The sequence below is a fragment of the Mesorhizobium oxytropidicola genome (assembly GCF_056174625.1).
Genome location: NZ_CM149692.1, coordinates 169,772 through 194,572, shown reverse-complemented (window position 1 = coordinate 194,572; position 24,801 = coordinate 169,772). Strand labels below are relative to the sequence as shown.

The window sequence follows — 24,801 nt, the reverse complement described above, 5'->3', positions numbered from 1 at the left end:
CGCCCGCACCGCTATCAACGGCTTTCTTTCAGGCATCACTATGACCTGGCCATCGGAACCACCGTCGTCTCCTTGATCTCTTCCATGACGAAGGAGGCCGAAACATCGGACAGCGCCACCTTGGCGATCAGCCGCTGGTAAAGTCGGTCATAGGCCTTCACGTCGGCGACGCGGGCGCGCAGGACATAGTCGAGGTCGCCGGACATGCGGTAGACGCCGGTGATCTCGGGAAAACCGGTCACCGCCGCCCGGAATCTCTGCAGCCAGTCCGGGTCATGGTTGGACGTGCGGATCAGGATGAACACCGAAAGGCCGAGCCCGAGCTTGTCGGCATCGACCAGCGCCACGCGTCCGGTGATGACGCCATCCTCTTCCAGCCGCTTGACGCGCCGCCAGCAGGCGTTGCGCGACAGGGCCACCCGTTCGGACAGCTGGTCGACCGACAGCGTGCCGTCGCGTTGCAATTCGCTCAGCAGTTTTCGGTCGATTTCATCGATGTTCGGCGCCATGTTGGGATGTTTGTCCCATGAAATGACGAAATACAAGGACATTTTGAGACCGATGAACCGGCGAAGCGTGTCAGGATACTCACATCAGAACGCAAGCGCTGAAGGGGACCTCAATGTCGCTCGCAAGCATCTTCACATCTCATCCGGCCAAGGTCGGCGAAACTTATTTCGGCCATATGGCCTTTGCCGCATGGTTCTCCTCGCGCCTGCTGATGGCCGCGGGCGCCGCGCTCGTTCACGCTTTCTTGCCATTTCTCTTCGAGACTACCGCCAGCCGAATCGTCCGCGAGCTGTACGAACGGACGCACAACAGAGGCACACACGCGACCAAGGGGCCTGCGGCTCTTCCGGATCGCGCCTAAAGGACGACAGAAGCGATGTGCCGGTGGGCGGCCTATCTCGGTGAAGCGGTCTTTCTCGAAGACATTCTGACCGCGCCCTGTCACTCGCTGATTGCCCAGAGCCATTGTGCCCAGGAGGCCAAGTCGCCGACCAATGGCGACGGTTTCGGCCTTGCCTGGTATGGCGACCGGCCGGAACCCGGCCTCTATCGCGATATCCTGCCGGCCTGGTCCGATCCCAATCTGAAGAGCCTGTGCCGGCAGATCAAATCCGGCCTGTTCCTCGCCCATGTGCGGGCCTCGACCGGCGGCGCGACCAGTCGCATGAACTGCCATCCCTTCATCTCCGGTCCCTGGTCGTTCATGCATAACGGCCAGATCGGCGGCTTCGAAAAGATCCGCCGCGCGCTGGAGAACTCGCTGTCCGACGCCGTCTTCGACCAGCGCGAAGGCACCACCGATTCCGAGCTGTTTTTTCTCCTGATGATCGACGAGGGATTGGCCGGCGACCCGCAAGGCGCGGTGTCGCGCGCCACCAGCCGCGTGCTCGAAGCCTCGCGCCGCGCCGGCCTCGAACCGGTACTGAAGCTCACCGCCGCCTTTTCGGACGGGCAGGCGCTGCACGCGGTGCGCTATGCCACCGATGCGCATGCGCCGACGCTCTACACCTCCTCCTTGCGCAAGGGCGGCGGCCGCTGCATCGTCTCCGAACCATTCGATCGCGAGGGTGGCGACTGGCAGGCGATCCCGCCATCGAGCTTCGTCACTATGACTGGGGATGGCATGGCCATTCGTCCTTTTCGCGCCCGCATCGGCTAGGCTGGCACTGGCGGTCTAGTTTCAAATTGCGGCAACGCCGCGGGCCAGCGCCCCCCTCTGTCCTGCCGGACGTTTGTCGTTCGGAAAGCCAAGCAATTGGCTTTCCGTCCGCTACGCGGACCACTCCTCAACCCCCACGAGGGGGGAGATTGGATGTCACAACGGCCTTCGCCAATCGCCGACCTTGCAGGACTGAGCGAGGCGCCGAAATGCCAATCTCCCCACTTGTGGGGGAGATGTCCGGCAGGACAGAGGGGGGCGCCGTAGAGTGCCGACCTCAACGGTCGGCACAATTCTGATCAAACGCAGCCAATCTCCCAATGCTCAACTCCGCTTGAAGTCGTGCCGCTGTCCGCCATTTTCCAGGCGAGCGCGGTCAAGCCGGAGCATTTGCCATGGACATCGCTTTCTCCTCGACAACCGAACTTGCTGCCGCGATTCGCAATCGCAAAATCTCCGCCGTCGAAGCACTCGACGCCCATCTGGCGCAGATCGATCGGCACAACGCGGCGATCAACGCCGTCATCTCGCTCGACAGGGAAGGCGCGTACAGCCAAGCCAAAAAAGCCGACGCTGCACTCACGCGCGGCGCCCCCCTCGGACCGCTGCACGGCGTTCCCTTTACCCTAAAGGACACGCACGAAACTGCAGGCATGAAAACCACCGTCGGCTTTCCGCCCTTCGCCGATTATGTCGCCAGCCACGACAGCCCGGTCGTCGCCCGGCTCAAGGCGGCCGGCGGCGTGCTGATGGCCAAGACCAATGTCGCGACCATGCTGTCCGACTGGCAGTCGAACAATCCGCTGTTCGGCCGCACCGGCAATCCCTGGAACCCTGAGCGCACGGCGGGCGGCTCTAGCGGCGGCGCCGCTGCGGCGGTCGCGGCCGGGATGACGCCCTTCGATGTCGGCACCGACATGCAGGCTTCGATCCGCTTGCCCGCCGCCTTCTGCGGTGTCTATGGCCTCAAGCCGACCGAACACCGCGTCTCGCTGGCTGGCGCTTTTCCCGATCCAGGCGGCGCTGCGCGCAGCGTGCGGTTGATGTCGTGTCTCGGGCCGCTGGCGCGCGGCGTGGACGATCTGTCGCTGATCTATCGAATCATCGCCGGGCCGGATGGGCGCGACACCGATCTGGCGCCGGTGCCGGTCGAGACCACGCCGAAGCTCGACCTCAAGGCACTGCGCATAGCCTTCGCGCCGTCCTTCCCCGGCTTCCCGGTGGCGGGCGATATCAGCGTCGCGGTCGAAAATCTCGCAAGGCAGCTGCAATCGGCCGGCGCGATCGTCGAGGAAGCGAGACTGCCGAAGCTCGATCTGCACGACAATCTCGCGCAAGGCGGCGCGCTGATCGGCATGATGATGGAGGCCGCGCAACCCCAGCCGCCGGAGCAGCCGACACCGGTGTCGCGCTGGTTCGAGGCGCTCGCCCGCCGCGACAAATCCGTTCTCGCCTGGGACCGGTTCTTCGACGACTGGGATGCGCTGCTCTGCCCGGTCGCCATGACCACCGCCTTCCCGCATTGCGAGCCGGGCACGCCAATCAAGGTCGACGGCAAGGAGCAAAGCTATTGGATGCTGCCGGCCTATGGCGCCGTCTTCAACTACAGCGGTCACCCGGCACTTGCGATGCCGTGCGGAGAAGATCGCGACGGCCTGCCGATCGGCTTGCAATTGGTCGGCAAGCGCTGGTCGGAGGCGCGACTGCTTGGTGTCGCGGCGGCGATCGAGCCGCTCACCGGCGGCTTTCGCCGTCCGCCGGCTTATTGAGCAAAGCGCGACAACCCATAGGGCGCCAGCAGCGGATCGCGCTCGCCGTCAAGAATTTCCCTTGTGGCGAACAGGCCGACGGCCGGCGCCAGCGTGATGCCGGAATGCATGACCGCGATATAGAGCCCATCCATGCCTTCGGCGCGGCCGATGATCGGAAAGCCGTCGACTGGATTGGGGCGGTAGCCGATGGTGTGGAAATCGAGTTCCAGACCCTCGGCGCCGCGCAATGCTGCCTTCGTGACCGCGAACAGATCGCGCGCCGTCGCCTCAGAGTTCTCGCCGGGATCGCCGCCGGCAAAATCCGAGCCGGCGATGATGCGGCCCTCGGCCGTCTGGCGCATGTGCAGCCTCTCGGCGTGCACCAGCCCATTGAGCAGCTTTTTGTATGGTCGCGAATGGACGATCAGGCCCGGCGGCGTCTCAATCGGCAAGTTGATGCCGGCCGTCGCGGCAATGGCCGGGGCACCGACACCGGCGGCGATCACCACCTCGTCGGCGGCAATCAGCCCATGCGATGTATCCACGCCGGTCGTCCTGCCGTTTGTGACCGCCAGCGCCGAGACCATGCTGGAAATGACCCGCGCACCATGCCGTTCGGCATCCGCCAGCAACACCTTGGCCGTCGCAACCGGCTCGGCCACGCCTTCCTCCGCGACATAAACGGCGAATTCAGGAGGCTCGACGAGGTTGGGCTCGATGTGCGCCGCCCGCTTGGCGTCAACGCGTTCGATGCCGTAGCCCCATGAAGAATGTTCGGCCGCGTAGGCTTCGAGCCGGTCGGCTGGCAGATCCCAGCACAGCCCGCCGCACCAGGCGAGCGGCAGCCCGGGCAGCTCGTTTGCCAGCCGTTTCCATTCGTCCATCGCGCGGGTGCGCAGCCGGAAATAGATTTCCGGGTTGCCCCAGCTGGCGTTGATCCAGGCAAAGGAATTGGGCGTTGCGACGCCGCCAGCTCCGCTTTCGGAAACGACCGTCACCCGCGCGCCTGCCCTGGTCAGATGCCAGGCGATGGAGGCGCCGATGATGCCGGCGCCGACGACGATCACTTGTTTCGTTGCAGCCATGCTTGCTCCTCTGCCTCGATCCCCGAGGCATTCCTCCAAGTGCCATCCCGTTCGTCACTTGCCAACATCGGACACGGCAAAAATATACGCTTGACATCAATACGTACGTACGTATTAATCAACCATGGCTAGACAATCACTCCGCGAAAAACTTCTCGACGCCGGTTTCCAGACCCTCTGGAACTCGGGCTATGCCGCCGCCGGCGTGCGCGACATCGTTGCCGCCGCCGATGCCCGGCCGGGCTCCTTCACCAATCATTTTGCCTCCAAGGAGGCGTTCGCCGGCGAGGTGCTGGACCGCTACTTCGCCTATGTCAGCGGACTGGTCGAAGCGGCCCTCGCACAGGATGGCACGCCGCCCATCGGCAGGCTGCGCCACTACCTCGACGTCATCACCTCGAAGCTCGAGGCGCATGACTGGGCACGCGGCTGCATGATCGGCAATCTCAGCCTTGAGACAGCCGTGCACAGCGAGCCGCTGCGCCTGCAACTCGTCGCCATTTTCGAGCGCTGGCGCCAGCCCTTCGCCGCCTGCATCGCCGAAGGCCAGGCGACTGGCGACATCACTCGAGCGTTCGAGGCGGAAGACCTCGCCGATTTCCTGCTGTCTTCCTGGCAGGGCGCCATGCTGCGCATGAAGGTCGAACGCAGCCCCGTGCCGCTCGAGCGGTTCAAGAGAATCATCTTCAGCACAGTGTTCGCAAAGGAGGCGACCCCATGAACTCGAAAGCCGACGATCAACAGGCCGACCTCGCGGCGAGACGTTTGCAGATTCCCGTGCTCGATTCGACCATGTCCTATGTCGAGGCCGGCACATCCGGCCCGACCGTGCTGTTCCTGCACGGCAACCCGACCTCATCCCATATCTGGCGCAACATCATTCCGCATGTCGCGCCGTTCGGCCGCTGCATCGCGCCTGACCTGATCGGCTATGGCCAGTCCGGCAAGCCCGACATCGACTATCGCTTCTTCGACCAGGTCCGCTATCTCGATGCCTTCCTCGACGCGCTCGATATCAGCGATGTGGTGCTGGTGGCGCAGGATTGGGGCACCGCGCTTGCGTTTCATCTCGCGGCACGGCGGCCGCGGCGCATCCTCGGCCTCGCCTTCATGGAATTCATCCGGCCCTTCGAGCGCTGGGAGGATTTTCACCAGCGCCCGCAAGCCCGCGAAATGTTCAAGGCGCTCCGCACGCCAGGTGTCGGCGAAAAGCTGGTCCTCGAAGACAATGTCTTCGTCGAAAAGGTGCTTCCGGCCTCGGTGCTGCGTACGATGAGCAACGAGGAGATGGCAGCCTACCGGGCGCCGTTCCCAACGCCGCGGTCGCGTAAGCCAGTGCTGCGCCTGCCCCGAGAATTGCCGATCGAAGGGCAGCCCGCCGACGTTGCCGCCATCAGCGAGCACGATCATCGCGCGCTGCGGCTGTCCACCTATCCGAAACTGCTGTTCGCCGGCGATCCCGGCGCGTTGATTTCGCCGCAGGCGGCAAAGGAGTTCGCGGCCGGGCTGAAGAACTGCCGCTTCATCAATCTCGGGCCCGGCGCGCACTATCTGCAGGAGGATCATGCCGACGCGATAGGAGGCGCCATTGCCGGCTGGCTTCCGGAGGTCGTTTTGGCGAACCGGATGGGCGAGTTGGCCTGAGGCAAGCCATGCCGTCCGGCGGCACCCGCGCCGCCGGAGCGGTCGACAGCCCGGCGCTGCGCTGCTAGAAGCCCGGCCTGTCACACGGAAATCCCAGAAGAATGCCTGAAACAATACCAGAGGAAGTGGCGCGCCGCCGCACCTTCGCGATCATCGCGCACCCCGACGCCGGCAAGACGACGCTCACCGAAAAGCTGCTGTTGTTCGGTGGCGCCATCCAGCTTGCCGGCGAGGTCAAGGCCAAGAAGGACAAGATCCAGACCCGTTCCGACTGGATGAAGATCGAGCGCGAGCGCGGCATTTCGGTCGTCACCTCGGTGATGACCTTCGAGTACGAGGACAATGTCTTCAACCTGCTCGACACGCCCGGCCACGAGGACTTCGCCGACGACACCTACCGCACGCTGTCGGCGGTCGACTCGGCCGTTATGGTCATCGACGCCGCCAAGGGCATCGAGCCGCGCACGCTGAAACTGTTCGAGGTCTGTCGGCTGCGCGACATTCCGATCATCACCTTCGTCAACAAGATGGACCGCGAAAGCCGTGATCCGTTCGAGATTTTGGACGAGATCGAGCAGAAGCTGGCGTTGGACACCGCCCCCATCACCTGGCCGATCGGCCGCGGCAGGACATTTTCCGGCACCTATCATCTGGCGCTCAACGCGGTGCGCAAGGGCGACGACGAGAAGGAGCGCACGCCGGTCAACGGTCCCGATTCCAACCGCGTCGCCGGGCTCTTGCCGGAAAACGAGCGCGAGGCCTTCATCGAGGAGCTGGAGCTCGCGCGCGAGGCCTGCCGACCTCTTGATATTGATGCCTTCCGCGAGGGCCACCTGACGCCGGTCTATTTCGGCTCGGCGCTGCGCAATTACGGCGTGCGCGACCTGATCGAAGCGCTCGGCGCCTTCGGCCCGCCGCCGCGCGCGCAGGATGCCGACACCCGCAAGGTCGAGGCGACCGAGGACAAGATGACCTCCTTCGTCTTCAAGATCCAGGCCAACATGGACCCCAACCACCGCGACCGCATCGCTTTCGTGCGCGTCTGCTCGGGCAAGCTCGAGCGCGGCATGAAGGCCAAACTGGTGCGCACGGGCAAGCCGATGAGCCTGTCGGCGCCGCAATTCTTCTTCGCCCGCACCCGCGTCACGGCGGATGAGGCGTTTGCCGGCGACGTCGTCGGCATCCCCAACCACGGCACGCTGCGCATCGGCGACACGCTGACCGAGGGTGAGGAAATCCTGTTCCGTGGCGTGCCGAATTTCGCCCCGGAAATCCTGCGCCGCGTCCGCCTCGGCGACGCGATGAAGGCGAAAAAGCTCAAGGAAGCGCTGCACCAGATGGCCGAAGAAGGCGTCGTCCAGCTGTTCTCGCCCGAGGACGGCTCACCGGCAATTGTCGGCGTCGTCGGCGCCCTGCAGCTCGACGTGTTGAAGGAGCGGCTGAACTTCGAATACACGCTGCCGGTCGAGTTCGAGATGTCACGCTTTTCGGTCTGCCGCTGGATTTCGGCTGACGACAAGGCCGAGACGCTTCGCTTCATCGAGGCACATCGCGGCGACATCGCCAGGGACCTCGACAATGACCCGGTGTTCTTGGCGCAGCACGCCTTCTCGCTGAACTACGAAGCCGAGCGCTGGAAGGCGATCCGCTTCGCCACCATCAAGGACTACCAGGTCCGCGACAAGGCGGCGTAGGCGCTGTTTTCCCTTCTCCCCTTGTGGGAGAAGGTGTCGCCGAAGGCGGCGGATGAGGGGTGTTCCAGGGAATGCCAACGTCTCACTCCGCTGGAACACCCCTCAACCGTCTCGGCGCTGCGCGCCGATCCACCTTCTCCCACAGGGGGAGAAGGGAGGATCGCGCTGCTCTCACCCCTTAGCTGCCGCTTCGATCTTGGCGATGTCGATCTTGCTCATCTGCATCATCGCTGCCATCACCCGGCTAGCCTTGGCCCGGTCCGGATCCAGAAGCAGGCGCGGCAGCTGTTCCGGCACGACTTGCCAGGAGACGCCGAACCTGTCCTTCAGCCAGCTGCATTGCGACGGTTCGCCGCCACCTTCGAGGAGCCTGTCCCAGAAATAATCCACCTCTTCCTGCGTTTTGCAGTCGATCGACTGTGATATCGCCTCGCTGAACTTGAATTGCGGTCCGCCGTTGAGCGCCTGGAACTGCACGCCGTCGAGCTCGAACGTCGTCACCAGCACCTTGCCTTCATCGGCATGGCCTGCGGGCCAACGCATGACGTTCAGCACCTTCGAATTCTTGAAGATGGACACGTAGAAATTCATCGCCTCTTCGGCCTGGTCGTCGAACCACAGGCAGGTGGTGATCTTTTGCATGTCGTGCTCCTCGGGTTGCTCTTTGCTGTTACGGGTGAAACGGCTGACTCCGAGAATGGTGCCATTCCTTGCCGTCTGCCCAAGGACGCTTGTGCGGCTCGCGATCCGACAGCGGCATGCGATTTTTTCGGCGGCTCTCGTTTTTTCGTGGAATCTGGCGCATTGCAAAATTGTGGCCAGACCATACTTGCGCGTCTATAAAGCCAGCGATCCGAATTCAGCTCCGCCGCGCCATTCCTCGGCTGCGGCCAGCCACCAAGGAAAAAACATGCCCGCCTATCGCTCCCGCACCACCACCCATGGCCGCAACATGGCCGGCGCCCGCGGCCTGTGGCGCGCCACCGGGATGAAGGATTCCGATTTCGGCAAGCCGATCATCGCGGTGGTCAACTCGTTCACCCAGTTCGTGCCGGGCCATGTGCATCTGAAGGATCTCGGCCAGCTGGTCGCGCGCGAGATCGAGAAGGCCGGCGGTGTCGCCAAGGAATTCAACACCATCGCCGTCGATGACGGCATCGCCATGGGCCATGACGGCATGCTCTATTCGCTGCCGTCGCGCGAATTGATCGCCGATTCCGTTGAATACATGGTCAATGCGCATTGCGCCGACGCCATGGTCTGCATCTCCAATTGCGACAAGATCACGCCGGGCATGCTGATGGCCTCGCTGCGCCTCAACATCCCGACCGTTTTCGTCTCCGGCGGACCGATGGAAGCTGGCAAGGTGGTGTTGGCCGGCAAGACGCAGGCCCTCGACCTGGTCGACGCCATGGTCGCGGCCGCTGACGACAAGATCTCCGACGAGGACGTCAAGGTCATCGAACGCTCGGCCTGCCCGACCTGCGGCTCCTGCTCGGGCATGTTCACCGCCAATTCCATGAACTGCCTGACCGAGGCGCTTGGCCTGTCGCTGCCGGGCAACGGTTCGACGCTGGCGACGCACGCCGACCGCAAGCGGCTGTTCGTCGAGGCCGGCCACCTCATCGTCGATCTCGCCCAGCGCTATTACGAGCAGGACGACGAGACAGCACTCCCGCGCAGCATCGCCTCGAAAGGCGCTTTCGAGAATGCCATGACGCTCGACATCGCCATGGGCGGCTCGACCAACACGGTGCTGCACATCCTGGCTGCGGCGCATGAGGGCGAGGTCGACTTCACCATGGAAGACATCGACCGGCTGTCGCGGCGCGTGCCCGTGCTCTGCAAGGTGGCTCCGGCCAAGTCCGACGTCCACATGGAAGACGTCCACCGCGCCGGCGGCATCATGGCGATCCTCGGCCAGCTCGACAATGCCGGGCTGCTCAACCGCGACCTGCCGACGGTGCATACGGCGAGCCTCGGCGAGGCGCTCGATCATTGGGATATTTCCCGCACCTCCAGCCAGAATGTCCGCGACTTCTTCCTCGCCGCTCCCGGCGGCGTGCCGACGCAGGTCGCCTTCAGCCAGGACCGTCGCTGGGATGATCTCGACCTCGACCGCGAGAAAGGCGTCATCCGCTCGGCTGAAACACCGTTCTCGAAAGATGGTGGCCTTGCCGTGCTGAAAGGCAATCTGGCGCTCGACGGCTGCATCGTGAAGACGGCCGGCGTCGATGAGTCGATCCTGAAGTTCACCGGCCCGGCGCGGGTGTTCGAAAGCCAGGACGCCTCAGTCAAGGCGATCCTGTCCAACGAGATCAAGGCCGGCGACGTCGTCGTCATCCGCTATGAGGGACCGCGTGGCGGCCCCGGCATGCAGGAAATGCTCTATCCGACCAGCTATCTGAAGTCGAAGGGCCTGGGCAAGGCCTGCGCGCTGGTCACCGATGGCCGCTTCTCCGGCGGCACGTCGGGCCTGTCGATCGGCCATGCGTCGCCGGAAGCCGCCGAAGGCGGCACGATCGGGCTGGTCCAGGAGGGCGACACGATCGAGATCGACATCCCCAACCGCACCATCCGCCTCGCTGTCAGCGACGCCGAACTTGAAGCACGCCGGGCGGCGATGGTGGCCAAGGGCGCCATGGCCTGGAAGCCCGAGGAAAAGCGCAAGCGCAAGGTGACGACTGCGCTGCGCGCCTACGCCGCCTTCGCCACCAGCGCCGACAAGGGCGCGGTGCGGCACGTGCCGGAGTGATCTGCTGAAGCTAGTGGTACTGGCCGTACCAAGGCCATTCCGCATCGGGAAGGTAGGGCCAATCCGCTCGGGTTGGTAGCGATCGCTTTGCGTCCTCCGCCTGTGACGGTGTCAAGAAGATGCCGAAAAGATCATTTCCGCCGTTAAGCGCATAGAACCGCACGTCCGAACTGGCGAGTTGGTCGTTGATGATCTTGAAGAACACGTAGGTGGCTGTGCCCCAGCTTTTGTCTTCGCTACCCGAAATGTCCGGGCCGTATATTACAAGCTCCTGGCCAGCTGCGTGAACCGCATATCGTGTCGCGTACGCGTCGACGCTTTGGTGGATGGCGATCGGGTTTTTCACATACTGCCGAAGCTCAGGTAAAACGTCGTTGTACGCCTTTGCTATCCCTTGCTCAGCGAGGTTTTCTGCGTCGAGATGATGCGCGTTGTCATAATCGATTGCCATGGCTGGAGACTGCACGGCAAAGCTGCCGAGCAAGACGCATCGTAGAAAGGACACGAGTCGAGCACCGCGCATAATCGAGCTCTGTTATGGCATCAGCTGATATTCATAAAGCTTCTGGTAGAGCCCGCCCTGCTTGAGCAACGCACGATGCGGCCCGCTCTCCACCACCTTGCCGCCCTCGAGCACCACGATCGTATCAGCCTGGTGCACGGTCGACAGGCGGTGGGCGATGACGATCGTCGTGCGGCCTTCGGTCAGCTGCTGCAGCGCCTCACGGAACAGCGCTTCGGATTCGGCGTCGAGCGCGCTGGTCGCCTCGTCCAATAGCAGGATTTCGGCGTTGCGCAGCATGGCGCGCGCGATCGAGATGCGCTGGCGCTGGCCGCCCGACAGCAGGCCGCCATTCTCGCCGACATCCGTCTCATAGGCTTTCGCTTGCGCCATGATGAAGTCATGCGCGTTGGCGGCCTTGGCGGCGGCAATCACCTCTTGGTCGGTCGCGCCCTCTCGCCCGAGCCGGATGTTGTGCATGATGGTGCCGGCAAACAGGAACGTGTCCTGGCTGACATAGGCGATCTTTTCCCTGAGCGAGGCGAGCGTTGCATGGGAAATGTCCTGGCCGTCAAGCAGCACCTTGCCGCTCTTCGGGTCATACATGCGCATGATCAGGTTCAGGATCGTCGACTTGCCGCCGCCGGACGGCCCGACCAGCGCCGTCATCTTGCCGGACGCAAGGGTGAGGTCGAACCGGTCTAGAACTGGCGGGCCGTTCTGATAGGCAAAGCTGACGGCGTCGAACCGGATCTCACCCGGTCCGGCCCGAAGCGGCCTCGCGTCCGGCTCCTCGGCCAGCGTCAGCGGCTCGTCGGCGAGCTGGAACATCATGCGTACACCGACGATGCCGCTTTCCAACGATATGCGCACGCGCGCGAGGCGCTTGGCCGGCTCATAGGCTAGCAGCAGCGCCGCGATGAAGGCCATGATGTTGCCAGGCATCTGGCCGCCCTGCAGAACCAGGAAGCCGCTGACCATGACGGCGCCGGCTATCGCCAGCCCGGCCAGCGTCTCCATCACCGGGCTGGTCACCGCTTCGAGGGCAGCGATATTGTTGGCCCGATCCTCGACGTCGGACACTGCCTTGTACATGCGTTTGCGCATCAAGCCTTCGAGGTTGAAGGATTTGACGACGCGCACGCCGATCGCGGTTTCCTGCATCACCTGAATGATCTGGCCGACCGAGCGGAACTCCATTGCGGCGAATTTGCGCACACGCTTCAGGATGCGGTTGACGCCATAGATGGCCAACGGGCCGACGACGAAGCAGATCAGCGACAGCGCCGGCTGCTGCCAAACCATGACCCCAATCAACGCAAGCAGGGTCACCAGATCGCGCACATAGGAGGTCACGATCAGGTCGAGCACGTTGCGTGCCGCCTGGGCATTGTTGGTCATGCGGGTGATCAGGTCGGATGACGAGGTCGAATGGTAGAATTCGATGCCTTGCGCCAGGATTCGGTCGTAGATCTTGCGCTGCCGGTCGGCAATGATGGCGTTGCCGACGCGGCTCATGAAATAGGCCTGGACGAAATTGGCGAGGCCCTTGAGGATGAAAATCCCGGCGACCGCACCGGCAATCATGTTGACGCGATCGATCCGCTTGTCGATCACGAATTCATTGGTGATTTCGCGCAGGATCCAGGCGCTGGCAGCCGTCATGCCGGCCACCACCAGCATCGACACAATGGCCGCGCCATATCCGAACATATGCTGCCGGAAGGACTCTTTGACCAGCCTCACGATAAGGCGCTGGTTCTCCGTCGACCGTTCGTCGCGTTTCAGGAATGGAAAGTTCAAGTTCACACGGGACTTCCATGGTTTGCGAATAGGGCCTTGGGGCCGAAGCCGATCGCTGCGTGGACGAAAGGCGGCTTATAGAGCGAGTTACCGACAGAGGGAACCTTTCGCGGTCGCCTAAAGAAACGGCTGCGGCAAGCTGTCTTTTGCGCCACCATGGCTGGGTGATTCTGGAAATAGGATGACGACAGATGGATTTCGACCTTATCGTTCGTGGCGGCACGCTGCCGGATGGCCGGATTGCCGATATCGGCATCAGCGGCGAGACGATCGCGGCGATCGAGCCCAATCTGCAGGGTTCCGCGCGGACCGAGGTCGATGCAAACGGCAATCTGGTTTCGCCGCCGTTCATCGATCCGCATTTCCATATGGATGCGACGCTGTCCTATGGCATTCCGCGCATCAACGCCTCGGGCACGCTGCTCGAAGGCATTGCGCTATGGGGCGAGCTGAAGCCGCTTTTGACGCATGAGGCGGTGCGCGACCGGGCGCTCGCCTATTGCGATTGGGCGGTGTCGATGGGCCTGCTCGCCATCCGCACCCATGTCGATGTCTGCGACGACCGGCTGTTGGCGGTCGAGGCCCTGCTCGACGTCAAGAAGACGATCGCGCCCAATATCGACCTGCAACTCGTGGCTTTCCCGCAGGACGGCTTCTACCGCTCGCCGAAGGCGCGTGAAAACACCATTCGGGCGCTGGATATGGGCGTCGACATCGTCGGTGGCATCCCGCATTTCGAGCGCACCATGGCCGACGGCACGCGCTCGGTGACCGAGCTTTGCGAGATCGCGGCAAAACGCGGCCTGATGGTCGACCTGCATTGCGACGAGACCGACGACCCGCTGTCGCGCCACATCGAGCAACTGGCCTATGAAACGCAGCGCCTCGGCCTGCAGGGCAGGGCTGCCGGCTCGCATCTCACCTCGATGCATTCGATGGACAATTACTATGTCTCGAAGCTGCTGCCGCTGATTGCCGAGGCCGGCGTTTCGGCCATCCCCAATCCGCTGATCAACATCATGTTGCAGGGCCGTCACGATACCTTCCCGAAGCGCCGCGGCCTGACCCGGGTCAAGGAGATGCAGGCACTGGGCATCCGCGTCGGCTGGGGTCAGGATTGCGTGCTCGATCCCTGGTATTCGCTGGGCACTGCCGACATGCTGGACGTCGCCTTCATGGGCCTGCACGTCGCCCAGATGTCGAGCCCGGCCGACATGGCGCGCTGCTTCGACATGGTCACCAACGTCAATGCCGCCATCATGGGTTTGGACCACCTCGGCCTGGCGGTCGGTAAGCGCGCCAGCCTTGTCGTCCTCGACGCCGGCAATCCGGTCGAGGCCCTGCGCCTGCGCGCCGAGCGCATCTGCGTCATCGCCAGGGGCAAGGTGGTGGCGGAACGGGCAAGGCAGGATACCAGGCTTTCCATCCCTGGCAGGCCGGCGCAGGTGAACCGCAGGCACAAAGCCACGTAGGCCCAGCCGATTCCCGGTTCTGGTCCCGCGATTTCCCGGATTCTTCTCGTCAAAGCCGCTGCTTCCGTCTAGGACGCGGCGTACGCGAGGGAGGAATCGGGATCGGCATGACGCAACCCGTGGCGCAGAATTCCACGATCAGGAACGTGCTTCTGGCCGGCATTCTGCTGATGCTGGCCGGCGACTTCCTGTTTGCGTTGAACGACGCGATGGGCAAGTGGCTGGTCGCCAGCTTCTCCGTCGGCCAGGTGGTGCTGATCCGCTCCATCGGCGCCTTTATCGTGCTTGGCCCGATGATCGCCAATCAGGGCGCCGGCAGACTGTTCCGGATGGAGCGGCCCGGGCTGCAGATCCTGCGCGTGTTGGCGACCACGCTGGACACCGCGCTGTTCTATGCGGCGGTCGTCTATCTGCCGCTTGCCGATGTCATGAGCTTCTACATGGCCGGGCCGATCTATGTGGCGGCGCTGTCGCATTTCCTGCTTGGTGAAAAGGTCGGCTGGCGCCGCTGGGTGGCAATCCTGCTCGGCTTCTGCGGCGTGGTGATCATGCTGAAGCCATCCTCGGCCGCGCTCTCGCTGTCGTCGAGCTTCGCGCTGGTCGGCAGCATAGCCTTTGCCTTCGCCATCATCCTCAACCGACGGCTGCGCGGCACCAGCGATACCAATCTGGTGACATGGCAGACGATTGGCACGCTGCTGGTCGGCGGCGTGCTGACCATCGGCGCCTGGCAGACGCCGTCGGCACTCGATTTCGGTGCCATGCTGCTGCTCGGCATCGTCTCCTGCAGCGCCCATCTGATGATCACGCGGGCGCTCAAACTCGCCCCGGCCTCGACGCTGGCGCCGCTGCACTACACGCTGCTGCTATGGGCGGTGGTGTTCGGGCTGGTGTTCTTCGGCGACGTTCCCAGTACGCGCATCCTGATCGGCTCCGGCATCATCGTTCTGGCCGGCCTGTTCATTTTCCACCGTCAGAAAGTGGTCGAGACGACGGTGCCGCCCGAAAACGTGCCGAAGGGCGTGAACTAAAGCGGTTACAGGAAAGTGTGAAACGGCTTTCCGTCCGCGATTGCAGCCAAACAAAGCATACAGCACGTCACATCGCGCCGTTTCGAAGCGACGCGTTTGGCAGCCGAAGGCTATCATCCGGAGTTGTTTGAGTTTCCGGTCAGAAAGTCCGGTATTTACATAGATACTTTGCTGTGTACGCTGCCGTCCGGGCGCAATACGGGATTGATTCTTGGCCGGAAGAGGCAAGATCAATATCTCAAGAGAATTGCGATAGAGGGGGATAATGGGTAGTTTCTCTATATGGCATTGGCTGATCGTTTTGGTCCTGATCGGCCTGCCATTGGTGTTTGTTCTAAGAGCAGCGCCGGCTGGCGCCAATCGATTCGGAGAAATGCCGCCTCCGATGAGCTTTAGTGAAGCTGTTTCAAGTTTCTTTCGAAACTATGTGAATTTTTCCGGCAGGGCGAGCCGCTCGGAGTTCTGGTATTCATACCTCTTCATTATTATTGTTGGCGTCGTTTCCGTCATAGCTGACGCCATTGTGCAGAATGAAATTATCTCATCCATTTGGAATCTTGCCGCCCTTCTGCCGACACTGGCCATGACCGCCGGCTGCATGACATCAACAGAAGCGGTTGGTATCAACTCCTAGCGTGGTTCATCCCCATCGGGAGCATTGCGCTGATCATTTGGTATTGCAAAAAGTCTGACGATACGGCGACTTTGAGTGAACTGGAGAGGGTTTTCAAATAGGCGCGCGACAAGAGAGCAATTTATTGAAGCGCTTTTAGAACTTAAGTGTTGATTGGATCGCTGGGCTCCGGAACTGCTCTCACATCGAACTGCTCTAGCCCATGCGCACAGCCGCCAGGTGCCGGGAAAATTCCGCCGTCTCCATCAGCGCCTTGCAGCGGGCGAAGCGGCCGTCGGCATAGGCGCGGAAGTCGTCGACCGGGTTGTTGTTGGCGAGCTGGATCAATCCCCATAGAGTCCACAACAGGTCGCACATTGCCTTGTAGATGACGACCCGGCCGCGCTCGGCCGGCTTCGCCTCGCCGCCGAAATAGGCACGCATCAGCTCTTCGTCCTGCTCCGCATCGAATTTGCCTTCCACGCTGAGGTCGCCGAGATCCCAGAGCGGGTCGTTCATCCCCGAATATTCCCAGTCGACGATCCACATCCGCTCGCCCGTATCGAGGAAGTTTTCGCACAGCGGATCGCAATGGCAGGCGACGATGGGGAGCGGATGGGCGGCCAGCGCCGAGCGCACGCCGTCGGCCTCGCGCACCACGTCATGATAGCCGGCGGGCAGGGCGACGTCCTTGCTCGACAGCACCTTGAGATAGTCGTCGATCATCGAAAACAGTTCGAAGCGGAAGGGAAACACCGCACCGGATTTGTGCAGCTTGCGAAAGGCCTCCCCGGCGCGGGCCGGGCTGCCTGGCCGGCTTTTGAATTTTTCCGGTGACATCGTCTCGGCACCGGCGATGAAGCGCGTCACCATCACGCCGGTATCGGCATCGGCATGCAGGACGTCGGGACTGACTCCCGCCTTCGCCGCTTCGCGCGCGGCCACCGCTTCGTTGGCGCGGTTGATGTATTCTTCGGTACCTTTGCCCGGAATGCGCAGGCAGAGATCGCCGGCCCTGAAGACGAGGTTGGTGAGTCCGCCAAGCCGCTCCAGCGGCCCGGTATAGCCGGCCAGAACCGGAATGGCGGCCAGTTTTGCCCGCGCCTCGTCCGTCGCCATGCCGCGCCCCCACGCTGTTATTTCTCACCGCGACGGTTCCACAATTTTCGCCGTTTGGCTATCATTGGATCGAAGGCAACTCGATCAGGCGACAAAGCAGAGATGACGGACGGTAAACACCTGGGCGCGCTCAGCGCTGCCTACGCGGCAAAGCGTCCAGAAGAGGTGGCCGCCCTCTATGACCGCTGGTCGCAGACTTATGACGCCGACATGTCGGCCGCCGGTTATCGTCATCCGACGATCTGCCTGGCGCTGCTGACCCGCCATCTGCCGCGTGGCGCGGCACCGTTGCTCGATGCCGGCGCGGGCACCGGGCTCATCGGCGAATGGCTGGCCATCACTGGCTACCCCAAGGTCGAGGCTCTCGATATTTCGCAAGGCATGCTGGACAAGGCGGCCGCTAAGGGCGTGTATACCGCGCTCCACTGCTTGGCGATGGGCGGGCCATTGCCCTTCGCTGACGGCGCCTATGCCGGGATCATTTCGGCCGGCGTCTTCACCTCGGGCCATGTCGGCACCGAAGGATTGGACGAGCTGATCCGCATCTGCCGGCCTGGCGGGGTGATCGTGCTGACGGTCAAGAACACGCTGTGGGATCAGGGTTTTGGCGCCCGCATCGCCGCGCTCGAAGCGCAAGGCGTCGTCACCCGCGTCGAAGAAACGCGCCCTTACGTCTCGATGCCGGGCGAGGCCGACACCGTGCCCAGCCGCGGCCTTGCCTTGCGGGTGAATTAGGCTTTCACCCGCTCCGCTGCCGGATCGTACATCGGCTCCATATGGATTTTGGCCGGCGTCCGCTCCATCGCGACCACCAGTTCGTAGTCGCCCGAGATGAGGAAATCGTCGCTCACCCCATCGCCGTTGCGCACATAGCCGTAGCCGATGTTCTTGGCCAGCGTGTAGCCGTAACCGCCGCTGGTGAGATAGCCGACCGGCTCGCCATTGCGCAGGATGGTCTCGCGGCCAAGCAGCACGATTTCGGGATTGTCGACCGTGAAGCCGGCAAAGCGTTTCTTCAGAGGTGCTCCGCCGATCGTCTCCAGCGCGCGTCGTCCGACGAAATCGGTGTTTTTCCTGAGCTTGACCGCCCAGCCGAGCCCGGCTTCCTGCGGCGTGTCGTTGGGCGTGATGTCGGAGCCCCAGGCGCGATAGCCTTTTTCCAGCCGCAACGATTCCAGCGCCCGGTAGCCGACCGGGCGGATGCCATGCTTCTCGCCCGCCGCCATCAGCGCGTCGAAGACCTCGCCTGTGGCCGCGATCGGCACGTGCAACTCCCAGCCAAGCTCGCCGACATAGGTGACGCGCAGCGCCCGGATTGTGTGGCCGGCGATGGCGATTTCGCGGACATGGCCGAACGGGAAGCCGCCATTCGACACATCGGCGTCGGTCACCGCAGCGAGCACGTCGCGCGCCCGAGGACCCATCAGTGACAGCGTGCCGAAATCCTCGGTGACGTCGGTCAGCATGGCATCGAGGTCCTCGCCGATATGGTCGCTGATCCACGAGGCATCATGCGTGCGGAAGCCGGTGCCGGTGACGATGTAGAATTTTTCCTCGGCCAGCCGCGCCACGGTCAGGTCGGCCTCGATGCCGCCGCGGGTGTTGAGAAGTTGGGTGTAGGTCAGCCTTCCGACCGGCTTGCTGACATCGTTGGCGCAGATCCAATCCAGTGCCTTGGCCGCATCTGGGCCGCTCAGCTCGTATTTGGCGAAGGATGATTGATCAAAGATGCCGACATGCTCGCGCACATGCCGGTGCTCGTCGCCGACCGCCGAAAACCAGTTCTGCCGGCCCATCGAATAGACGTCCAGCGGCTCGACGCCTTCGGGTGCAAACCAGTTCGGCCGCTCCCAGCCGAGCTTGGAGCCGAACACAGCGCGCTGCTGTTGCAGCCTGTTGTAGAGCGGCGAGACGATGCGTGGCCTGCCTGAGGCATATTCCTCGTGCGGGAAGCCGATCGTGTAATGCTTGCCATAGGCTTCCAGGATACGCTCGCGCACCCATTGCCGGTCGCGGTGCAGGTTGGAAAAGCGCCTGATGTCGACCACCCACAGGTCGAGGGGCGCCTCGCCATCGACCACCCACTGCGCCAGCACCCAGCCGGCGCCGCCGCCGGACGCAATGCCGAAGGCGTTGAAGCCGGCGCCGACGAACATGTTGGCGCATTCGGGCGCTGTGCCGAGAATGAAATTGCCGTCCGGCGTAAAACTTTCCGGCCCGTTGATCATCTGCTTGACGCCGACGGTTTCCAGCGCCGGCACGCGCGCGATCGCCTGTGCCATATGCTGCTCGAAATGGTCGTAGTCGTCGTCGAACAGCCGGAATTCCCAATCGTTGGGCACGTCGCCGCCGGGGAGATCCGTCGCCCATGCCTGCGGGTTCGGCTCATAGCCGCCCATCACCAGCCCGCCGACCTCTTCCTTGAAATAGGTGCGGCGGTCGGGGTCGCGCAGCGTCGGCGCGTCAGTCGCCAGGCCATCGATCTTCTCGGTGATGATGTATTGGTGCTTGACCGGCTGCAGCGGCACGTTGATGCCGGCCATGGCGCCGATCTGGCGCGCCCATTGTCCCCCGCAGTTCACCACCTTGTCGCAGGCAATGTCGCCTTGATCGGTCTTTACCGCCGTGATGCGGCCATTCCTCATCTCGAAGCCGGTGACGCGGACATTCTCGAACAGTTTGGCGCCATGCATGCGCGCGCCCTTGGCCAGCGACTGCGTGATGTCGGAAGGGCTCGCCTGGCCGTCGGTCGGCAGCCAGGAAGCGCCGACGAGATCGCCGGTCTCCATCAGCGGCCACATCGCCTTGACCTCGGCCGGGGACAAAAGATGCATGTCCATGCCGAAGCTTTTCGCCGTTGTCGCCAGCCTTTTGTACTCGGTCCAGCGGTCGGCATTGGTGGCGAGCCGCAGGCAGCCGGTCATCTTCCAGCCGGTGGCAAGGCCGGTTTCGGCCTCCAGCCCCTTGTAGAGGTCGACCGAGTATTTGAGCACCCGGGTGATCGAGGCCGACGAGCGCAATTGCCCGACCAGGCCGGCGGCGTGCCAGGTCGAGCCCGAGGTCAGCTTGCCCTGTTCGAGCAGTACCACGTCGGCCTTGTGGTCGCGCGCCAGATGATAGGCTGTCGAACAGCCGATGATGCCGCCGCCGATGACGACGATCGCGGCCTGGCTGGGCAAAGTCATGATTTCAGGATCCCGTATTTTGTCCGGTAGTTTTCCAGCGCCGCGTCGAGCCGCACCAGGTTTTCCTCGGTGTAGGCGACGTAGTCGATGCCGGGTGCGTCGAGATAGAGTTCCGACACCATGCTCCACATCGCCTCGCGCAGCAGCGAGGCGCATTGCATGGCGGCGTGCGAGCGGCGGATCGCCTCGTCCGGCTCCTTCATGAAATAGGCGGTCAGGAAGGCGAAGGATTCCGCGTCGCTCATGCCCGCATTCGAGGCGACGCCGGCGAGGTCGAACATTGCCGTGTTGAAGCCGGCATATTCGAAATCGATCAGCCACAGCCTGCTGCCGTCGTCGAGAATATTTGCCGGCAAAAGATCATTGTGGCCGAAGACGATCGGCAGCAGTTTCTGCGCCCGCTCCAGTTCGTCAGCCAGCGTCAAAAGGCGGGGTAAGTCGCTGCGCTTGCGGCTGTTGCCTTCCTCGAGCGTGCGCGCATAGTCGCGAATGACGTGGAACACCCAGAACATGAAGCCGGCGCCGGAGATATGGTTGGGCATCTCCCGGTGGAAGCCGCGCATCAGGGCGGCGACGCGGCCAAGATTGGCGCGCACGTCCTCGGCCAGATACGTCCTGGCGCCAAGGAACGCCGTCACCATGATGCCCGGTTCGGCATAATGCACCGCCGGCGCGAAACCGGCGGCATGGGCGGCCCGCGCGGTCATCACTTCGCGCTCGCGGAAGACATGGTGGAACGGATAGTCCTGGCCGAAGCGCACGACATGCCGTCCGGCGGCGTCGCTGACCACATAGTTGGCATTGCTAAGGCCGCCGGGCAGCGGGGCGATCTCGATGGCGCCGGTCCAGCAGGGCAGGGCGCGGATGCGATCTTCGGCAATCACGGAATCATCCCCGGTTTGCTGGGCTTCGACTAAAGCGCGTCGCGTTGAAACGGATCCATGCGCCGCGCTTTAGGTTCTTGTTTTTATGCATGTCGCTCTCCCAAAACCGAGGTCACTTTTTGGCGACATGCATTGGGCGCCATGGACAGCGCAACGACGGCGGGGAGAAACGCAAATAATCTCGTCGGTGCGGGACGCCAGGATTGGTATCCCGCACCGCACCGACGAGCCCCTTGGCCAGGTTTCTGATCCCGGCATCCGCCCCCGCGGATCTGAAAATTCCTTGCGCCAGACACGTTCAAGACGGCCTGGTCAGTGAGTTGCGGCCCTGCCATCACCCTCCCGTCTGCAGCTCCGAACCCTGTTGATGCCTGGATTTCACGCCAGGGTTGCCCGGTTGTCAACAAAAACATGTGACTTTTTTTGGGTGTTTTGCCCGAAAGCAAGGGTAATCCCTTTAAAAGCACTCGAATTACCTTAGAACCGGTCAAAAGGCTAAGTCCGGAAAGACCAAATGGCTCATTCCAAACGCCACGGCGAGATCTTGCGGCTGCTGCAGGAAGAGGGAACCGTCACCATCGCCAGCCTGGCCGACCGGCTGGGTGTTTCGCTCGAAACCGTGCGCCGCGACGTCAAGCCGCTCACCAGTGATGGTTCGGTTCTGAAGATGCATGGCGCCATCGGCCTGCCGTCGATGGTCGGCGAAGCGCCGTTCGAACGGCGCATGCGCGAGAATGCCGATGCCAAGCGCATCATTGCCCGCATGGTCGCCGCCACCATCCGTGACGGCGAATCGGTCATGCTCGACACCGGCACCACCACCTCGTTCCTGGCCAGGGAACTGCTCGGCCACCGGCGGCTGACGGTCGTCACCAACTCGTCCGACATCGCCCGCACGCTGGCCACCATCAATGGCAACAAAGTCTACATGGCCGGGGGCGAACTGCGCAGCGATTCCGGCGCTGCCTTCGGCACTTCGGCCATCGAGTTCGTCAGCCGTTTCTCGGTCAGCCACGCCATCATCTCCACCGGCGCCGTCGATGCGGTGACGGGTGTCATGGACTACGATCTGGAAGAGGCCGAATTCGCCCGCATGGTGCTGTCGCGCGGCCAGCGTTCGCTCGTCATCACCGACCACACCAAATTCGGCCGCCATGGCCTGGTCCAGGTCTGCGGCTTCGATGGCTTTTCCGAACTCGCCACCGACCGCTCGCCGCCGCACGACATAGTCGCCGCGCTGGCACAGGCGGGCGCGCGGCTCAGCATCGCCGGCGGCGAAGCCGGGTTCTGAGCCGATCACCAGCGCCTGGTGGGCGAAGGCGATGTTGTGCATCGATCGCCGCCTGCGGCCATGCCTACGCGGGCACGGCGCGAAAACTCATCCTGAAGCAGGCGCCGCTCGGCTTGCCGTCGAAAATCTCGATTCGTCCGCCATGCAACTGCATGATTTCCTGCACCAGGTTGAGCCCGAGCCCGGCGCCGTGATCCTGCGGGCGCAGCCGGTAGAAGGGCTCGAAGATGCGCTCCCGCTCGGCTGGCGGCACGCCGTCACCCTCGTCCCGCACCTCGATGACAGCGGGAGCGGTGACACTGACGGTGATCTTGCCCGCGCGGCCGCCATGCTCGATGGCGTTCTGGACGATATTGGTCACCGCGCGTTCGATCGCGGTGCGGTCGCCGCTGGCGAAAACCGTTTCCCGTTCCGGCTCGAACGACATTTCATACCCGGCCGAAAACGCCATCGGCGCGAGGTCGACGATGACGCCGCGTGCGATGGCCACGAGATCGACTTTCTCGAAAGGCGAGGTCTGCCGGTCGAGGCGTTGCAGGTCGAGCAGCTGGTCGGTCAGCGTCGAAAGCCGTGCCGCGTCCTGCAGCAGCCGGGCCCGCTCGGGTGTTGCCGGCAGAGAGGCTAGGCGTGTGTTGAGGATGGCCACCGGTGTCCTCAGCTCATGGGCGGCATCAGTCAGGAAGCGCTTGTGGCGCTCATAGCCCTTGTCCAGGCGCGCAAGGGCGGCGTTCACCGCCTTGACCAGCGGCGTCACCTCCATCGGCACGTCCTTCAGCGGCAGCTGCACGCCGCGCTGGTCGATGTCGATGCGTTCGGCCTCGGCGGCCGCATGGCCAAGCCCCGACAGCGCGCCGCGCACCACCCAGGGCGTCGCGAACAGCGTCGCCAGCGCCATCAGTCCCGCCAGCGGCAATATGCCTTGCAGGAAGAATTGCGGCGCCTGTCCAAGCAGGCGCAGCAGCGAAAGCCCACCCCTGGTGCCGGTGAAGATCTGGACATTGCCGGCTGCGGTGTCGGTCCAGCGGATCTTTGCATCCGGCGGCGCGCTCTCGCCGATGGAATTGTCGATACGCGCGTCGCTGATGGTGTCCAGCAGTCCGGCGAAAGGCTGGAAGAGGGCCGGCACCGTGCCTTCCTGCAGCCGCTGCCCCTGCTTGTCGCGGATGATGAACCAGAGGTCGGGGACATCGGATCGCAGCTTCGACAGATCCGAGGTCTCGCGCAGCACAAGCTTGCCGCCCGCGTCGCGCGCCACGGCATCCGCCAGCACGTCCATCGTGCCGTCCTCATAGTCGTGCGGAATGAGGCCGGTGGCGAGCAACGCGCCGAGAATGCCGACGATGATCAGCGTCAAAATCGCGCATTGCAGCAAGGCGATGCGCAGCACCAGGCTCCATTTGAGCGAACGTGGGCGTTTGAGGCTCATCGATTGAGGCTCACGTCGTTTCGCGCAGGAGATAGCCGACGCCGCGAATGCCGTTGATCGTCACGCCGCTGTCCGCATCGGCCAGCTTGCGGCGCAGGCGCGAGACATGGGTGTCGAGCGCATTGGACTGGATCTCGTCGTCGAGGCCGAACACCGCTTCCATCAGCGCCTCACGCTGCACCATGCGGCCGGTGCGCCGCATCAGCGCCTCCAGCACCAGGAGTTCGCGCCGCGGCAGGCTGAGGAGTTCGCCGCGGATCGCAGCCTCGCGATGCCCGACGTCGAGCACCAGATGGCCGGCGCGGATGAATTGCGACTGCAGCGGCGCCGGCCGCCTGAGCAGCGCGCGCAAGCGGGCCAGCAATTCCTCGAAGGCGAATGGCTTTGCCAGATAGTCGTCCGCACCCATGTCCAGCCCGTCGACCTTGTCAGACGTGTCGCCCTTGGCCGTCAGCACCAGCACCGGCGCGGTGTTGTTCGCCGCGCGCAATCTCGGCACCAGCGACAGCCCGTCGCCATCCGGCAACTGGCGGTCGAGCAGGATGGCGTCGTAGCTGTCGACGGCAACGAAGCCCTCCGCCTCCAGCAATGTGCCGGCGTGATCGACCACCATGTCGTGGCGCTTCAGCGCGGCTCGCAGCGCCGAGACCATTTCAGGCTCGTCTTCGACCAGCAAGATACGCATCCACACTCCCCGGCAACCAACACTGCATCGGGCGCTACCGCGCCAACATTGCGCAAACATGGCAAAGCCGAATGGCCCGCGGCCGACAAGGTCTTTCTTTGCGTCCGCCATGTTGCGCAATGTCTATGCAATCCAGTCACGGCAAACAGCGCCGGTCGGCAGGAACCGCCCATGCCGGCGTCAAGGCGTCGG

The 24,801-nt window shown here is 63.5% G+C and carries 21 protein-coding genes and 1 pseudogene; 12 read left to right on the top strand and 10 right to left on the bottom strand.

Annotated elements, in window-relative coordinates; genetic code table 11:
• Nucleotides 1–38 precede the first annotated feature (38 nt).
• Complete coding sequence (locus AC0V8S_RS00920; RefSeq protein WP_475436466.1) at nucleotides 39–509, bottom strand: Lrp/AsnC family transcriptional regulator; 471 nt, start codon at nucleotides 507–509, stop codon at nucleotides 39–41.
• Nucleotides 510–622: 113 nt separating this feature from the next.
• Between AC0V8S_RS00920 and AC0V8S_RS00915 the strand changes: the two genes are divergently transcribed.
• The 3 genes from AC0V8S_RS00915 (at nucleotide 623) to AC0V8S_RS00905 (ending at nucleotide 3,438) form a co-directional block, all read left to right on the top strand.
• Nucleotides 623–871, top strand: coding sequence for a DUF6356 family protein (locus AC0V8S_RS00915; protein ID WP_095200949.1), 249 nt, complete (start codon nucleotides 623–625; stop codon nucleotides 869–871).
• A 15-nt stretch (nucleotides 872–886) separates the two neighbouring features.
• Complete coding sequence (locus tag AC0V8S_RS00910) at nucleotides 887–1,669, top strand: class II glutamine amidotransferase (protein WP_475436464.1); 783 nt, start codon at nucleotides 887–889, stop codon at nucleotides 1,667–1,669.
• 395 nt (nucleotides 1,670–2,064) lie between these two features.
• The gene (locus AC0V8S_RS00905; protein ID WP_475436462.1) at nucleotides 2,065–3,438 is read left to right on the top strand and encodes an amidase; all 1,374 of its coding nucleotides are present in this window, start codon (nucleotides 2,065–2,067) and stop codon (nucleotides 3,436–3,438) included.
• Here the strand turns inward: AC0V8S_RS00905 and AC0V8S_RS00900 are convergent.
• Complete coding sequence (locus AC0V8S_RS00900) at nucleotides 3,432–4,505, bottom strand: NAD(P)/FAD-dependent oxidoreductase (protein ID WP_475436460.1); 1,074 nt, start codon at nucleotides 4,503–4,505, stop codon at nucleotides 3,432–3,434. The genes AC0V8S_RS00905 and AC0V8S_RS00900 overlap by 7 nt on opposite strands.
• A 124-nt stretch (nucleotides 4,506–4,629) precedes the next feature.
• Here AC0V8S_RS00900 and AC0V8S_RS00895 point away from each other — a divergent pair, with 124 nt between their 5' ends.
• The 3 genes from AC0V8S_RS00895 (at nucleotide 4,630) to AC0V8S_RS00885 (ending at nucleotide 7,843) form a co-directional block, all read left to right on the top strand.
• Nucleotides 4,630–5,226 (top strand): TetR/AcrR family transcriptional regulator, encoded by a 597-nt coding sequence (locus tag AC0V8S_RS00895; protein ID WP_475436458.1) that lies wholly within the window; start codon nucleotides 4,630–4,632, stop codon nucleotides 5,224–5,226.
• Nucleotides 5,223–6,149 carry a haloalkane dehalogenase gene (locus AC0V8S_RS00890; RefSeq protein WP_475436456.1) on the top strand — a complete coding sequence of 309 codons (927 nt, stop codon included), beginning with the start codon at nucleotides 5,223–5,225 and terminating at the stop codon, nucleotides 6,147–6,149. The genes AC0V8S_RS00895 and AC0V8S_RS00890 overlap by 4 nt, the downstream gene beginning before the upstream one ends.
• Before the next feature lie 101 nt (nucleotides 6,150–6,250).
• Entirely contained in the window at nucleotides 6,251–7,843 is a 1,593-nt protein-coding gene (locus tag AC0V8S_RS00885; protein ID WP_475436454.1) for a peptide chain release factor 3, read from the top strand.
• 171 nt (nucleotides 7,844–8,014) lie between these two features.
• Here the strand turns inward: AC0V8S_RS00885 and AC0V8S_RS00880 are convergent, their stop codons facing one another.
• On the bottom strand, nucleotides 8,015–8,485 hold the full coding sequence (locus AC0V8S_RS00880; RefSeq protein WP_475436452.1) for a VOC family protein: 471 nt from the start codon (nucleotides 8,483–8,485) through the stop codon (nucleotides 8,015–8,017).
• A gap of 268 nt (nucleotides 8,486–8,753) precedes the next feature.
• Between AC0V8S_RS00880 and ilvD the strand changes: the two genes are divergently transcribed.
• On the top strand, nucleotides 8,754–10,598 hold the full coding sequence (gene ilvD, locus AC0V8S_RS00875; RefSeq protein ID WP_475436450.1) for a dihydroxy-acid dehydratase: 1,845 nt from the start codon (nucleotides 8,754–8,756) through the stop codon (nucleotides 10,596–10,598).
• A 10-nt stretch (nucleotides 10,599–10,608) separates the two neighbouring features.
• On the opposite strand, the gene AC0V8S_RS00870 is transcribed toward ilvD, so the two are convergent.
• Nucleotides 10,609–11,049 (bottom strand): hypothetical protein, encoded by a 441-nt coding sequence (locus AC0V8S_RS00870; RefSeq protein WP_183455824.1) that lies wholly within the window; start codon nucleotides 11,047–11,049, stop codon nucleotides 10,609–10,611.
• A gap of 84 nt (nucleotides 11,050–11,133) precedes the next feature.
• Complete coding sequence (locus AC0V8S_RS00865; protein WP_475438552.1) at nucleotides 11,134–12,888, bottom strand: ABC transporter ATP-binding protein; 1,755 nt, start codon at nucleotides 12,886–12,888, stop codon at nucleotides 11,134–11,136.
• Nucleotides 12,889–13,094: 206 nt separating this feature from the next.
• Between AC0V8S_RS00865 and AC0V8S_RS00860 the strand changes: the two genes are divergently transcribed.
• The 3 genes and pseudogenes from AC0V8S_RS00860 to AC0V8S_RS00850 all read left to right on the top strand — a co-directional run bounded on the left by AC0V8S_RS00860 (nucleotide 13,095) and on the right by AC0V8S_RS00850 (nucleotide 16,141).
• Complete coding sequence (locus tag AC0V8S_RS00860; protein ID WP_475436448.1) at nucleotides 13,095–14,375, top strand: amidohydrolase family protein; 1,281 nt, start codon at nucleotides 13,095–13,097, stop codon at nucleotides 14,373–14,375.
• A gap of 107 nt (nucleotides 14,376–14,482) precedes the next feature.
• Nucleotides 14,483–15,406: a DMT family transporter gene (locus tag AC0V8S_RS00855; RefSeq protein ID WP_183455828.1), complete on the top strand. Its 924-nt coding sequence runs from the start codon at nucleotides 14,483–14,485 to the stop codon at nucleotides 15,404–15,406.
• Nucleotides 15,407–15,671: 265 nt separating this feature from the next.
• Nucleotides 15,672–16,141 (top strand): annotated as a pseudogene (locus AC0V8S_RS00850) (DUF805 domain-containing protein).
• A 94-nt stretch (nucleotides 16,142–16,235) separates the two neighbouring features.
• On the opposite strand, the gene AC0V8S_RS00845 reads toward AC0V8S_RS00850, so the two are convergent.
• Nucleotides 16,236–17,138, bottom strand: coding sequence for a phosphotransferase (locus AC0V8S_RS00845; protein WP_475436446.1), 903 nt, complete (start codon nucleotides 17,136–17,138; stop codon nucleotides 16,236–16,238).
• A gap of 102 nt (nucleotides 17,139–17,240) precedes the next feature.
• On the opposite strand from AC0V8S_RS00845, the gene AC0V8S_RS00840 reads away from it, so the two are divergent.
• Nucleotides 17,241–17,873: a class I SAM-dependent DNA methyltransferase gene (locus AC0V8S_RS00840; protein ID WP_183455834.1), complete on the top strand. Its 633-nt coding sequence runs from the start codon at nucleotides 17,241–17,243 to the stop codon at nucleotides 17,871–17,873.
• Here the strand turns inward: AC0V8S_RS00840 and AC0V8S_RS00835 are convergent.
• The gene (locus tag AC0V8S_RS00835) at nucleotides 17,870–20,323 is read right to left on the bottom strand and encodes a GcvT family protein (protein WP_475436443.1); all 2,454 of its coding nucleotides are present in this window, start codon (nucleotides 20,321–20,323) and stop codon (nucleotides 17,870–17,872) included. The two genes, AC0V8S_RS00840 and AC0V8S_RS00835, sit on opposite strands and share 4 nt — an antisense overlap.
• Entirely contained in the window at nucleotides 20,320–21,207 is an 888-nt protein-coding gene (locus AC0V8S_RS00830) for a phosphotransferase family protein (RefSeq protein WP_183455838.1), read from the bottom strand. The genes AC0V8S_RS00835 and AC0V8S_RS00830 overlap by 4 nt, the downstream gene beginning before the upstream one ends.
• A 514-nt stretch (nucleotides 21,208–21,721) precedes the next feature.
• On the opposite strand from AC0V8S_RS00830, the gene AC0V8S_RS00825 reads away from it, so the two are divergent.
• On the top strand, nucleotides 21,722–22,498 hold the full coding sequence (locus tag AC0V8S_RS00825; RefSeq protein WP_183455840.1) for a DeoR/GlpR family DNA-binding transcription regulator: 777 nt from the start codon (nucleotides 21,722–21,724) through the stop codon (nucleotides 22,496–22,498).
• A gap of 64 nt (nucleotides 22,499–22,562) precedes the next feature.
• On the opposite strand, the gene AC0V8S_RS00820 is transcribed toward AC0V8S_RS00825, so the two are convergent.
• Together AC0V8S_RS00820 and AC0V8S_RS00815 are read right to left on the bottom strand one after the other, a co-directional pair.
• On the bottom strand, nucleotides 22,563–23,924 hold the full coding sequence (locus tag AC0V8S_RS00820) for a sensor histidine kinase (RefSeq protein WP_475436441.1): 1,362 nt from the start codon (nucleotides 23,922–23,924) through the stop codon (nucleotides 22,563–22,565).
• Nucleotides 23,925–23,934: 10 nt separating this feature from the next.
• Nucleotides 23,935–24,609 carry a response regulator transcription factor gene (locus AC0V8S_RS00815; protein ID WP_475436440.1) on the bottom strand — a complete coding sequence of 225 codons (675 nt, stop codon included), beginning with the start codon at nucleotides 24,607–24,609 and terminating at the stop codon, nucleotides 23,935–23,937.
• Nucleotides 24,610–24,801 lie beyond the last annotated feature (192 nt).

What these genes read in the sequence shown, in the direction of transcription:
- AC0V8S_RS00920 (WP_475436466.1), bottom strand. Translation starts at nt 509, where the DNA reads ATGGCGCCGAACATCGATGAAATCGACCGAAAACTGCTGAGCGAATTG.
- AC0V8S_RS00915 (WP_095200949.1), top strand. Translation starts at nt 623, where the DNA reads ATGTCGCTCGCAAGCATCTTCACATCTCATCCGGCCAAGGTCGGCGAA.
- AC0V8S_RS00910 (WP_475436464.1), top strand. Translation starts at nt 887, where the DNA reads ATGTGCCGGTGGGCGGCCTATCTCGGTGAAGCGGTCTTTCTCGAAGAC.
- AC0V8S_RS00905 (WP_475436462.1), top strand. Translation starts at nt 2,065, where the DNA reads ATGGACATCGCTTTCTCCTCGACAACCGAACTTGCTGCCGCGATTCGC.
- AC0V8S_RS00900 (WP_475436460.1), bottom strand. Translation starts at nt 4,505, where the DNA reads ATGGCTGCAACGAAACAAGTGATCGTCGTCGGCGCCGGCATCATCGGC.
- AC0V8S_RS00895 (WP_475436458.1), top strand. Translation starts at nt 4,630, where the DNA reads ATGGCTAGACAATCACTCCGCGAAAAACTTCTCGACGCCGGTTTCCAG.
- AC0V8S_RS00890 (WP_475436456.1), top strand. Translation starts at nt 5,223, where the DNA reads ATGAACTCGAAAGCCGACGATCAACAGGCCGACCTCGCGGCGAGACGT.
- AC0V8S_RS00885 (WP_475436454.1), top strand. Translation starts at nt 6,251, where the DNA reads ATGCCTGAAACAATACCAGAGGAAGTGGCGCGCCGCCGCACCTTCGCG.
- AC0V8S_RS00880 (WP_475436452.1), bottom strand. Translation starts at nt 8,485, where the DNA reads ATGCAAAAGATCACCACCTGCCTGTGGTTCGACGACCAGGCCGAAGAG.
- ilvD (WP_475436450.1), top strand. Translation starts at nt 8,754, where the DNA reads ATGCCCGCCTATCGCTCCCGCACCACCACCCATGGCCGCAACATGGCC.
- AC0V8S_RS00870 (WP_183455824.1), bottom strand. Translation starts at nt 11,049, where the DNA reads ATGGCAATCGATTATGACAACGCGCATCATCTCGACGCAGAAAACCTC.
- AC0V8S_RS00860 (WP_475436448.1), top strand. Translation starts at nt 13,095, where the DNA reads ATGGATTTCGACCTTATCGTTCGTGGCGGCACGCTGCCGGATGGCCGG.
- AC0V8S_RS00855 (WP_183455828.1), top strand. Translation starts at nt 14,483, where the DNA reads ATGACGCAACCCGTGGCGCAGAATTCCACGATCAGGAACGTGCTTCTG.
- AC0V8S_RS00845 (WP_475436446.1), bottom strand. Translation starts at nt 17,138, where the DNA reads ATGGCGACGGACGAGGCGCGGGCAAAACTGGCCGCCATTCCGGTTCTG.
- AC0V8S_RS00840 (WP_183455834.1), top strand. Translation starts at nt 17,241, where the DNA reads ATGACGGACGGTAAACACCTGGGCGCGCTCAGCGCTGCCTACGCGGCA.
- AC0V8S_RS00835 (WP_475436443.1), bottom strand. Translation starts at nt 20,323, where the DNA reads ATGACTTTGCCCAGCCAGGCCGCGATCGTCGTCATCGGCGGCGGCATC.
- AC0V8S_RS00825 (WP_183455840.1), top strand. Translation starts at nt 21,722, where the DNA reads ATGGCTCATTCCAAACGCCACGGCGAGATCTTGCGGCTGCTGCAGGAA.
- AC0V8S_RS00820 (WP_475436441.1), bottom strand. Translation starts at nt 23,924, where the DNA reads ATGAGCCTCAAACGCCCACGTTCGCTCAAATGGAGCCTGGTGCTGCGC.
- AC0V8S_RS00815 (WP_475436440.1), bottom strand. Translation starts at nt 24,609, where the DNA reads ATGCGTATCTTGCTGGTCGAAGACGAGCCTGAAATGGTCTCGGCGCTG.